This window comes from Andreprevotia lacus DSM 23236 (assembly GCF_900176275.1).
Classification (GTDB): Bacteria; Pseudomonadota; Gammaproteobacteria; order Burkholderiales; family Chitinibacteraceae; genus Andreprevotia; species Andreprevotia lacus.
Genome location: NZ_FWXD01000038.1, coordinates 1 through 11,654 on the forward strand (window position 1 = coordinate 1; position 11,654 = coordinate 11,654).

General features: G+C 64.4%; 9 protein-coding genes. 2 read left to right on the forward strand and 7 right to left on the reverse strand.

What is annotated here, in order from left to right:
* The first annotated feature begins 392 nt into the window (after positions 1 to 392).
* Positions 393 to 1,304, forward strand: a complete 912-nt coding sequence (locus tag B9A19_RS19700; protein ID WP_084092871.1) for a bestrophin family protein — start codon at positions 393 to 395, stop codon at positions 1,302 to 1,304.
* Between the two features lie 63 nt (positions 1,305 to 1,367).
* Here the strand turns inward: B9A19_RS19700 and B9A19_RS19705 are convergent, their stop codons facing one another.
* The 7 genes from B9A19_RS19705 to B9A19_RS19735 form a co-directional block, all read right to left on the reverse strand.
* The gene (locus tag B9A19_RS19705; protein ID WP_139799010.1) at positions 1,368 to 2,231 is read right to left on the reverse strand and encodes a hypothetical protein; all 864 of its coding nucleotides are present in this window, start codon (positions 2,229 to 2,231) and stop codon (positions 1,368 to 1,370) included.
* 193 nt (positions 2,232 to 2,424) lie between these two features.
* The gene (locus B9A19_RS19710) at positions 2,425 to 4,470 is read right to left on the reverse strand and encodes a hypothetical protein (RefSeq protein WP_139799011.1); all 2,046 of its coding nucleotides are present in this window, start codon (positions 4,468 to 4,470) and stop codon (positions 2,425 to 2,427) included.
* A gap of 286 nt (positions 4,471 to 4,756) precedes the next feature.
* Positions 4,757 to 5,278 carry a hypothetical protein gene (locus B9A19_RS19715; RefSeq protein WP_139799012.1) on the reverse strand — a complete coding sequence of 174 codons (522 nt, stop codon included), beginning with the start codon at positions 5,276 to 5,278 and terminating at the stop codon, positions 4,757 to 4,759.
* A 140-nt stretch (positions 5,279 to 5,418) separates the two neighbouring features.
* The gene (locus B9A19_RS19720; protein ID WP_084092875.1) at positions 5,419 to 7,791 is read right to left on the reverse strand and encodes a DUF3604 domain-containing protein; all 2,373 of its coding nucleotides are present in this window, start codon (positions 7,789 to 7,791) and stop codon (positions 5,419 to 5,421) included.
* Between the two features lie 101 nt (positions 7,792 to 7,892).
* Positions 7,893 to 8,666 (reverse strand): ABC transporter permease, encoded by a 774-nt coding sequence (locus tag B9A19_RS19725; RefSeq protein WP_084092876.1) that lies wholly within the window; start codon positions 8,664 to 8,666, stop codon positions 7,893 to 7,895.
* A 4-nt stretch (positions 8,667 to 8,670) separates the two neighbouring features.
* On the reverse strand, positions 8,671 to 9,675 hold the full coding sequence (locus tag B9A19_RS19730) for an ABC transporter substrate-binding protein (RefSeq protein ID WP_084092877.1): 1,005 nt from the start codon (positions 9,673 to 9,675) through the stop codon (positions 8,671 to 8,673).
* A 31-nt stretch (positions 9,676 to 9,706) separates the two neighbouring features.
* Complete coding sequence (locus B9A19_RS19735; protein WP_084092903.1) at positions 9,707 to 10,498, reverse strand: ABC transporter ATP-binding protein; 792 nt, start codon at positions 10,496 to 10,498, stop codon at positions 9,707 to 9,709.
* A gap of 310 nt (positions 10,499 to 10,808) precedes the next feature.
* On the opposite strand from B9A19_RS19735, the gene B9A19_RS19740 reads away from it, so the two are divergent.
* Positions 10,809 to 11,555 (forward strand): GntR family transcriptional regulator, encoded by a 747-nt coding sequence (locus tag B9A19_RS19740; RefSeq protein ID WP_084092878.1) that lies wholly within the window; start codon positions 10,809 to 10,811, stop codon positions 11,553 to 11,555.
* The last annotated feature ends 99 nt before the right edge of the window (positions 11,556 to 11,654 follow it).

Sequence of the window (11,654 nt, forward strand, 5' to 3'; positions counted from 1 at the left end):
GCACGACGCGGGGTAGTCGGGAATCGCATGTTTGAGGCCCACAGGGCCGAGTTCGATTCCCGCCGCGGCGGGCAAGCAGCGCAAGGCACTGCCTGACTTTGCGCCAGCAAAGGCAGGTAGCGCGCAGGCAGGGTCGCGCGGGATTGTTAAGGGGGTGGCGAGACGCCCCCTTAACCTGCACGCCGGGCGGAACCGGCCCCCAAACACCGCGCCGCAGGCGCTAAACCCCCACAGCCATCACCAGCACACCACATTCCCGCACACAAACCCCTGGCAAACACCCCAAACCCGGCCAAAACTCAAGGTCAAGCCGCACATGTTGCGTATCCCGCCCAATATCGCTTCGGCAAAATGGCTGCCCCCTGCCCCCACACACCGAGAAAGCGCCCGCCATGATCGTCAGACCATCAGAAAACTGGTTCCGGCTGCTGTTCGTGTGGAACGGTTCGGTGCTGCAATCCATCATTCCGCAGCTGAGCGTGATCGGCATCGTCAGCACCATAGCGGTACTGACCCATGGCCGCGTGTTTGGCGAGAAGATTCCGCTCAACATCGCACCGTTCACCTTGTTCGGGCTGGCGCTGGCCATCTTTCTCGCCTTTCGCAACAACGTGAGCTACGAGCGCTTTCGCGAGGCGCGCCAGCTGTGGGGCAAGCTGCTGGTCTCCGCCCGCGCCATCATGTCGCAGACCCTGTGCTACCTGCCCGGGCACACCGACAAACGCCACGTGGCCAGGATGCTGATCGCCTTCGTGTACTCGCTCAAGCACCAGCTGCGCGGCAGCGATGCGCAGGCCGACCTGCAACGCCTGCTGGGCGATGACTACACCCGCACGCTGCAGCAAAAGTGCTTTCAGCCCATCACCATTCTGGATGACCTGCGCCGCTATCTGGTCGGTGCCGCACAAGGGCAGCAGACCAGCGCCACCACGCTGTGGATGCTGGATGCCCAGCTCAATGAACTGGGCAGTGCGGTAGGCGGCTGCGAGCGCATTGCCTCCACGCCCATCCCGGTGGCCTACAACGTGCTGCTGCACCGCACCGTGTATGCCTATTGCGTGCTGTTGCCCTTTGGCCTGGTTGATTCTGCCGGGTTCTTCACCCCGCTGCTGTGCGTGTTCTTCGCCTATACGCTGATCGCGCTGGAGGCGATCGCCAGCGAGGTGGCCGAGCCGTTCAGCACGGCGGCCAACGCACTGGCGCTGGATGCAATGTCGCGCAATATCGAGCGCTCGGTGCTGGAACTGTGCGGCGATGCGCTTCCGCCCGAGGTCACGCCGATACGGCATTACCATCTGACATGAGCGCTGATCGGCGCATCCATGGCCGGCCCGGGACAGGCCATGGATTGCGGGGCTTGCCAGGCCTCAGTTCTTGACGATCTGAATGTCTGCCGGCGCTACCGCATAAACCCCGAACATGGTGCGGACCCAGACCCGGCCCTCTTGCTCACCGATCAGGGAGCCTGGCAAAGCCATTTCAAAGCGAGGGGTCAAATAAGCCGATGTGAGCGTGATTTTTTTCTCCTGCGCAATCGCCGCATCCTGCTCCGCGGCAATGTATTTCAGCAGCGCGCCATAGGCTAAAGTACTTGCGGCCTGAACACCCGATGTCTGGGCCTCGGACAAACTGGACAGCTCATCGAGCGTATATTTGCCGGGCAGTTGATACTGATAGCGCCGCAGCCACTTCTTTTGCCCGTCTTCCCCCTCGAAAAGCACAACCGACGAGAGATGAATATCGGTTTCATTGGTTTTCGAGACAAAAATGAACGGTGTGACCTTCACGTCGCCCTGGGATGCCGCAGCTTGCAGTGCAAGGCTCGTGGCAGCAGCTGCCTGTTGCAACGCGGCATCCGGATTCAGATGAAGTTTGCCCTTGAGCTTTTCCACATCCGCCGTTGTGACACCCTTGATCATCTCGATGTTTGCGGCAACGCCAAATGGCCCCAGCAGCAAACCCAGTGCAGCGCCGCCGCCACCCTGATTCTGAAAATAGAGGATGGATTTGGCGTCATCCAGGTGCTGGGTCGTGTGATCCGTTCTTGCAAGCACTTCGGATTTGGCCAGGCCGTATTGCTGGTTCAGGGCGGAGGCCGGGCGAGCGCCCTGCAAGGCTGGGGCGGCGCATCCGATCAGGCTGGCGGCGACAAGGACCAGACAGGCCATACGTATCAATTGCATGAGTGATTTCTCATTGGGGGATAAAAATGACAGCGCCTGCTTGTTCATGCGCATGAATGATGGCGCAGGATGCCGGGCTCACGGTAACGGAGCACAAAACAGCGAGCGCAGCTATTTGCATGCTTCAAATGGACAGAACCCGGCTTTGCCGGGTTCTTGGGCTTATGCACGAACGCGAGGCGTGTCATGCGCCTAGGCCGCGGCCTGCCGGATACACCAGCAGACACCCCGGCCATCGGCCTCAAAACGTGTAACGCTCGATCGCGACGGTAATGCCGCTGGGCAAGATCAACTGGCCGCTGGTCGCGCTGAAGAACTTCAGCACGATGTTGCCGGCATTGGATGTCATGACGACGGGCGATGCATAGCGCCCGCCCAGAGTCTGGCCCCGACCGTAGACTGCCAACGCGCCCTGGTACAGGGTGGACGACATCACGCGATCTTGCGAAACATACCAGGCGGGCTTGCCGTCCGTGTCGTACATATAGGCGGCAATAAAGGCGTAGTTGTCCTGCAGCTCGATGAAGTAACCACGGCCCCCCTCACCTGCGTTCCACCACCAGCCGGTTTGCGGGCTGCCGGGCATGGGCGCAAGCACCGCGCCGTTGTTGATGGGGAAGCGCTCGATATTGGTCACCTGCGGCAACAGCCCGTTGCCCTCAAGCTTGAGCGTGCCGGTGGTTTTGGACGTCGGCGTCAGGCTGACCTTGCCCGCTTTGGTGACGTTGCTGGGGCTATGCCAGCTACCGGCCAGATGCTGGCCACCCTCGTAATAGAGCAGATCGCCGGCAAACTGGCTGTTCTGGTCATCGCGGCTCAAGGTGGATACATACCAGATCGGGCTGCCTGCCGCGTCATACATGAAGCCGGCCAGGAAGATATTGCCGCTGGCATTGGCCTCCAGCGAAAAACCGCGCCCCCCTTCACTCGGGTTCCAGTACCAGCCGGTGTCCGGCGTGATCGGCGGCTGCGGCGCGCTGGCATACGGTGTCTGGAAGGTGGTGGTCTTGAGCGCCATTGCCCCGCCGGCATTCCTTGCGGCAAAGGCAAGGGTGTAGCTTCTGCCCGGCTGCAAATCGGTGATGGCAAAGTTGATCGGCGTATTGGCCTTCAGCGGGCCATAGCCCTTGATGGGCGCCGGCTTGCCTGTGGCATCAAGACCCGCCACCACGAGGCTGACCGAAGGAACGGTATCCCCGGGCACGATCATCCAGTAGCCTTCGGCATCCTGATCCACGCTGGTGCTCAGGATCGCGCGGTTGGCGCGCAGAGAGATCGTCTCGGTCTTGCCGATCACCACGTTCGACAGCGACGGATTGGGCGGTCGGGTTGTGGGCGTGGGCGTCACAAGCGGATTGGGCGTGGGCACCGCAGTCGGAACCGGTGTCGGAATGGGGGGTGCATTGCCGGACGGCGTGCTGAAGGACACCACGCTCGGCGTGGCCGATGTCTGGCCCGTGGGCGACTTGGCGACAAAATACACGCTGTAATTGGTGGACGGCATCAGGCCGGAAATCGCCACGGTCACCGGCGAGCCGGCTGCCATTGCAACGCTGCCGCTGGCAGAGGGCGTCGCGTCATAACCGTTCTTGCCGGCAACGATTTGCGGCTTGGTCGGCACGCTGAAATAGGCGGGCTGGACCATCCAGTAGCCGGTGCCCGCACCCGATGCGGTGATCGTCAGATTGCCGCCATTGGCATAAACCTGGCTGACCGTCGCATTGCTGAGGCTGGGGCCTTGCAGCGGCACCGCAACTGTAGCGATATCGGTCAGTTTGTAGATCCCGGTCAGGCCGCAGGCTTTGAAGCAAATACCGTTGGTGAACTGGATGGAGCCGACTTGCGCGCCATCCCTGTAGCTGAGGCCGCTGTTGCTCAAGGTCAGCGTGGCCGGGCCGTTGTAAGCGGATTGGCAGCCATCCGCCTGGGCAATCAGCTTTTGTGCCGTATCGACATACAGACCGTTGCTGATGAACGCCAGCGACACTGCGGTATTGCCCGCCGGCATCTGCTGCGGGCTGTAGGCGCCGGACACCACGCAATTGGAGCCATCGCCAAAGCTGATCTGGCCATCCTGCGTGCCGCTGGCCGCATCCATGTAGATGGTGGAGTAGCTGCCGTAGGCCGACGTCGAGCAATTGCGGGTCAGCAGCAGGATGCCGGTATCGGCAACGGCATACACATTGCTGGCGCGCAGGGTGACTGCGGCCTGATAGGTTGCAACGGCGCTGGCCCATGTCGAAATGAGCAGCAATACGGCGGCGAGACCGAGAAGGCGGCGATTCATGGTGTGGCCCGGGGCAGGCACCGGTGCGCGCGCAACCTCAGCCAGCGGCATGCGACTTGGCATCGGCAGCACGCTCCGGTGCCATGTCAGAGTAAGCGGATTGATTTGCCCCGCATGGTACAGCGGATAGGCCTTTTTTACAAAACCACCGCCCTGTTTTTCAGGGCTATTGTTTCAATACACCTACCCGGTTTGTAAGAACATGCAAGATGGCTGGTATGCAGGCCCGGGCCGGCAACCCGCTGCTCGCCGCGATCACCAGCCGGCGCGCGAGGGCTGCCCCGCCCTAGAGCAGGCCCGCCCCCGGGCCGGTCCGCGAGTAGCCGGGAATATACTCGCGCGGCCCCTTGTCGATCACGCGCGGCGGCGGCAGGCCGGGGCCGCGGGCCTTGTTGACGAAGGCCTGGGCAAACTGGGTCATGTCGCGCACCAGCGAGGGCATGCTGTCTGCGCTCACCTGTTCCAGCAACTCGCCGCTGCGGCTACGGCCAAAGCTCATGCTGTTGTCCTTGGTGAACACCACCTTGCCTTCCTTGACGAGGAAGAAGAACGACAGGCTGCGCCGTGTCGTCTCGCCGCCAAAGCCACCGGCCCACAGCACGGAAAAGCTGATGTGCATTTCGTTGAACAGGTTGTTGCCGTCGATATGGATGCTGACGTGTGGCGATACGTCCAGCCCGCCCTCATCCTCGATATTGAACCAGCAGTACAGCGTGGGGTCGCGCAGGCTGCCGGGCTGGCGCTGATACACGCTGGAATAAGGTGCGCCGCTCACGCTGAGGCGAGCAGGGATATCTCTGGCAAGCATGACGTTGTCCTGATTCGAGAAAGTGATCCAGCATAGCGGGGCTTGATGACGGCCACCATCGTTATTCACGAAAGCCGGTGCTGCGCGCCGCAGCAGCATTGTGCAAGCAACGGCGCGCCGCATTCGCCGGCGGCCTTTCCTCAATCCAGCGTCACGAACAACGCCGACGTCCACACCCGTGATTGATCACGCTGGCGGGCGGTGATGAACAGCGGGTGCTCGCGGCCGGCCGGCAGCTGCAACGGCTGCAGATCGATCTCGCCGTGCACGTCGCGCGGCAGTGCGGCTGCGGTGATGCGCTCCACGGTCAGGTGCAGCTCGGTGCCGGCCAGCTGGCGCGTGTGCACCGGCTGCGCCTGCAGGGCTGCACCGCTGACGGTCAGCCCGGCATGCGGATCGTGCGGATGGGCTTGCGGCTGCAGCGGGTCACCCACCTTGGTATAGCTGTCGATGCGGGCGTGCACGCTGATTTCCACCCCCTCACCCAGCCCGGACAGATCCAGCTCGATGCTGTCCTGATCGCCACTGGTGACGGTACTGAAGGCAATGCTGGTGGCCCCGCTGCGCCAGCAGGTCTGCTCGGGGTGGTCAAAACCGAAGGCGCGGAAATCCTGCACCACGGCGCCACGCACGCTGATCTCGCCGTGCCAGTAGGCGCCACGATAGCGGTCCTTGATGCGTGCGCCGCCCAGCCGCACGCGCACCTTGCCCGGCGCCAGCCCCAGTTCCTGATGCAGATTGCGCTGCCAGATGCATTGCTCGCCGCGATACAGGCTGATTTCCTCCCAGCCTTGCTCGCCCAGCAGCCGGTATTGCAGCGGCACGGCGGCGCTGGCGCTATAGACCTCGCCCATCTGCTGCTGGCCTTGCCACAGGGCGGCATGACTGCGCTCGCCGGTGGTGGCAAAGGTACGGCGCGCGCGCAGCGCCTGGCCGACTGCCTCGCGCTCGAAGCGCGTGGCCAGCACGCCGGTCAGCCCGCCGCGCGAGCCGAATACCGCCGTGGCCGGCACACCGCCGCCGCAACGCCCCTGATGCTCGTCGCTGTTGGCGGCAGCGCCCATGCGGTAACCGCGTTCCAGCGCTTCGGCATACACCCAGTGAAACTGCCCCCAGGCCGAGCCGACTTCGATCAGCCGTTCCAGCTCGGGGTGGTGCCAGTCCAGATTGCAGCGGCGGCCACCCACGTGCGGCATCATCAGGTGACCGGCCGGGTCTTTGGCATAGGCGGCATACAGCTCGTCCACCGGCCAGGTGCCGGGTTTGATCTGCCCCTGCGTGTGCTCGTTCCACTCGATCGAGCGCACCATGCGGCCGTGCTCGTCAAACGGGAATTCGGGTTTGCGCCCGTGCAGGAACACCACGTTGCGGTCACCGCCGGCGCTGGAGTTGCCGCACCATTCGGTGCCGGGAAAGCAGACGAAGCGGCCCGGCTCGTTCAGCCGGTGGATCAGCGCCACCGAGCTGTCCCAGCGCGCCTCGGTGATGTTGAAATCGTTGGCGGTGTAGCCCAGCACGTCCAGCCCGGCTACATCGCGGCCGTAGCTCAGGTTGTACAGCGTATCGTTGGTGCCGATGGTGTCGTCAGAGTGCACGTGCAGATCGGCATACAGCGGGCGCAGCGCACCGGCCGTGTCTTCCAGCGTGACGAAGGCCTGTGCGGCGGCCGCCGGGCCATGGGCTGCGCGGGCCTGCACCCGCCATTCGCCCGCCGCACCCAGCGGTGGCGCCGGCAGGCGCAGCGCGGCCCAGCCGGTGGCCGGCAGCACAAAGGGCTGCGCCAGCAGCGCGCCATCCGGCCCCTGCCAGTGCAAGGTGCCGGCCTGCGGCAGATCGCGGCAGGTGTTGCCCCAGATATCATCGGCGCGCACGATCACGTCGAATGCCTCGCCCGTGCCCAGCAGGCGCGGCGCAATCAGCTGCAGCGCAGCCGGCGCGCCGGGCACGATGTCCAGCGTGACGTCGCCCGGCACCTCGGCAAACTTGGAGCTGCCCAGCGGGTCGATGAACATGCGGAAGCGGAAATCCTTTTCCACAAAGCTCTGCACGCGCGTGCCGCCACCGCCCTGCCGCCGATCGCCCAGCCGGATCACGATACGGTCACCGGGGTTGAGGTAGCCATCGACGATATCGACGATGACGGCCTTCTGGAACGGCCGCTCGTGGCCCTTCTGGTCGAAGCGCACTTTCAGCTGCTGCACCGTGGCCGGGCTTTGCCCCGGCAGCAGCGCGCCGGCATGGTATTCGGCCGACACATAATTGGCCGCCTGCGGATTGCTGGTCTGGAACAACGCCCAATCCGAATAGAACTTGAACGCCAGCTTCAACCACGCGCCGTCGGCCAAGCCGATGCCGCCCACTTCGTAGGTCAGCACCAGCTCGGTCCACTCGCCGGCCACCAGCGTGTTGTGCGCGCAACTGAGCGTACCCAGAAACGGCCGTTGCTTGTTCTGTTCATAAAGGCCCTGCGGCGCGATGTAGTCGCCCGCTTCACGGGCCGGATCGAAAGTCATTCTGGAACTCCTGCCGCCCGCGGGCAGCCAGTGCAAATCATTGAAGGGTGCTGCTGCACCATTTCGCCGCTATCCGCCAACCCGGTGCAGCGACGGTGCGGCTAGCTGGGCCGCCAGGCCTGGTAGTGCTGATCCAGCCTGCGGAACAGCAGGCTTTCGGCCAGCCAGGCCATCACGCCGATCAGCGCAATGCCCAGCAGCACCTGCGCGCTGTTGCCCACCTGCCCGCCCATGGCCACCATCCAGCCGATGCCGCGCGATGCGCCGATCATTTCGGCCGCCACCAGCGCCCGCCATGCCTGGCTAAAGCCGATGCGCAGCGCGGCAGTCAGCGCCGGCAACGATGCCGGCAGATAGACATGCCACAGCAGCTGCCGCCGGTTGGCCCCCAGCGTGCGGGCAGCGCGGATGGCGCCGATCTGGATGGCGGCCACGCCTTCCTGGATGGTGGTGGTCATCGGGAACACCGCCGCGATGAAAATCACCACGATGATGGCCAGATTGCCGATGCCGAAAATGATCAGGGTGAGCGGCGCCCATGCCACGGGCGGAATCGCCATGAACAGGCCATTGAGCGGCGTGACGAAATCGCGGAAGCCCTTGTACAGCCCCGCCAGCGTGCCGACCGCCATGGCTGCGATAGTGGCGGCCACAAAGCCGGCCAGCTCGCGCCCCAGGCTGGCCCACAGCTGTTCGCCCAGCTTGCCCTGCTGCAGCCAACGCCAACCCTCGGCGGCCACATCCCACGGCGGCGGCAGCACATAGGCTGGAAAGCGGCTGGCCACGACAATCCAGCCCAGCAGCAGTGCGGGCAGCGACAGCCAGCCCCAGCCGGGCCGCAGCCAGCGCGGCCAGCGGTGGTTTACGCTGGTCATGCGCTCAGCGCCCCTGCTCGGCACGCTGCAGCCAGCTGGTATCCACCACCTGCTCGACCTTGAGCGCCTTGTTCATGAACCCCAGGCTGAGCGAGTAATCCATCAGCCGCTGGATGAATTGCTGATCGGCCGCCTCCAGCCGCCAGGCCCAGCCCAGCCGCTTGCGCGCCTCTTGCACCACGGCCAGTGGCTCTATGGTTTTGCTGCCGTTCTTGATCGGTGCAATCTGGAAGGCATCGGCAATGATGCGGTTGGCCTCGTCGGGGTTTTTCTGCAAAAAGTCGATGGCCTTGATATGCGCGCGCAGCAACCTGATGACGTCATCCGGCCGCTCTTTCAGCGTTTTGGCCGGCGCCATCACCACATACCACGGGTAGTTGGGCAGTTTCTGGTTCACATCCAGCACCAGCCGGCCACGCCCGCTCAGCAGTGATTCGGACGCAAACGGCTCCCAGGTGAAAATGGCGTCCACCTGCTGGTTTTGCAGCGCGGTGGCCATATTGGCCGGCGGCATCGAGACGATATCAACGTCCTTGTCCGGGTCCAGCCCGCCGATCTCTTTGAGCACGAAGCCGCGCAGCAAGACATCCATGCCGCTGCCGCGCGCCACGCCGGCCAGCTTCTTGCCCTTGAGGTCGGCCACGGTTTTTACGCCCTCGCTGCGGTCGGCAATCACCGCCGCCTGGCCGTAATTGACCTTGGCCAGAATGCGGCTATCGAGCCCGCGCGAGAACCACTGGTACACCGGCGGCGCACCCACATAGGCCACATCGAGCTCGCCGGCCGCCAGCGCTTGCTGCACCACCGGGCCATCTCCGAATGATTTGACCTCGACCTTCAGCCCCTCGGCGGCATAGAAGCCCTTCTTGTCGGCAATGATGGCCGGCGCATTGGCCATGGCAAACACCCAGCCTATGCGCAGCGGTGGCTTGTCGGCCGCGCGGGCCAGCGGCAAATGGCAGCTGGCGGCGGCAGCCAGCAGAATCAGCAAGGGTTTGAGGCGGAGCATGTGCGGTCTCGGTCGGGATGGAATAAAAGGGTCAGGCGGCCAGCGGCTGCAGCTGGAGGTCTGCAATGCAGGCGCTCACCTGCTGGCGGTAGTGCGCAAACTGCGCCAGCTGGCGGGTGGCTGCCGCGCGCGGGCGTGGCAAGGCAATATCGAATTCGGCGGCAATGCCGCCCGGCGCGGGGGCCAGCACCAGAATGCGGTCGGCCAGAAAGAGGGCCTCGTCGATATCGTGGGTGATAAACACCACCGTCTGCCGCAGTTGCGACCAGATGCGCAGGGTTTCTTCGTTCAGCTTGATGCGCGTGATGGCGTCGAGCGCGGCAAACGGTTCATCCATCAGCAGCACGCCCGGCTGCAGCGCCAGCGTGCGGGCCAGTGCCACGCGCTGCTGCATGCCGCCGGAGAGCTGGTGCGGCAGTTTGTCGGCCGCATCGGCCAGCCCGACCAGCGCCAGATGCTCGATCGCCAGCGCGCGCTGCTCGGCCTCGCTGCCGCGCCCGGCCATGCGCAGGCCAAAGCGCACGTTTTCCAGCGCGCTCAGCCACGGGAACAGCTGCGGCGACTGGAATACATAGCCCAGCGCCGGGTGCTCGGGCCGCACCGGGCTGTCATCGAGCAACACCCGGCCCGACGCCGGTGCCATGAAACCGGCCAGCAGGTTGAGCAAGGTGGTCTTGCCGCAGCCTGACGGCCCCAGCAGCACCAGAAACTCGCCCGGCTGCGCACGCAGGCTCAGGCCGCGGAATACCGCGTGGCCGGGGTAGGCAAAATCGACGTTCTCGACCGCAAATTGCGATGGCTGGGCAGCTGCAAGCGTGGGCATGGGGGCCTTGGGCTGCGCCGGCAGCATGGCCGATCACAGCGTTGTTTTACACAGCTTGCAACAATACGTATTAATACAAGTTGGCTGAAATACCTTGTGTATATATCCTTATGCGGCGCGGCAATAGACCGTGCACCCGCCCCACAGACTGCTCGGAACCTGTTTACGATCCCGGCGAGCGGAGCCTCAGCGGGGCGCAGCGCAAAAACCGGCATGTATTTCACGTACATGAGGATTTTGAGCAGCGCATAAGCCCCGATCAGCCCCTCGCAGCCAGATCGTAGACCGGTTTTCAGGATGCTTTACCGCAATGCCGCTTTCCCGCCACAACGTCACTTCGCTGTATCAACAGATTGCCAGCACGCTGCAGGCCGAGATCAATGCCGGCCGCTTCGAACCCAGCGGCAAGCTGCCGTCCGAGGCCGAGCTGGTGGTGCGCTTTGCCGTCAGCCGCGTGACGGTGCGGCAGGCGCTGGCCAGGCTCACCGATGACGGCGTGGTCGAGCGCAAGCAGGGCAAGGGCACCTATGCCAGCGGCAAGCGCATCCGCCACGGGCTGGATACGCTGAGCGGCTTTTTCGATGCGCTGGTGGCGCAAGGCATCACGCCGCAAATGCGCTTGCTGGACAAAAAACGCGTGCCGGTGCCGCCCGCGCTGCAAGGCTTGTTTGGGGGCGCGACGGAATGCCTGCAGCTCACCCGCCTGCATCTGGTGGATGGCGAACCGGTGGCGCTGGCCTGCAGCCACCTGCCGGCCGCGGTGGATGCGCTGAGCTGGGAATACGCCGAGCAGCACGCCACCTATACCCTGCTGGCCAACAGCCTGGGCCAGCCGGTGGACCAGGCCGATCTGGCCATCCGCGCCCAGGCTGCCGAGCGTGAACAGGCCCGCCTGCTGGGCGTGAAAACCAATAGCCCGCTGCTGGTGATGGCACGTGTCTCGCACCTGGCCGACGGCAGCGTGTGCGACCACACGGTGTTCTATATCCGGCCGGAGCGTTACGAATTCGTGGTCAGCAGCGCCAGCGGGGCGCGGCTGAGCAATCGCGGCGAATAGTGGGTGACCCACCGTGGCGCAGCTTGCGCATGCCCTCGGGCGCAGGGCGTCAATGAGCATGGCGAATTGCGCCGGACAACAGGCACCGCAAACACCGCA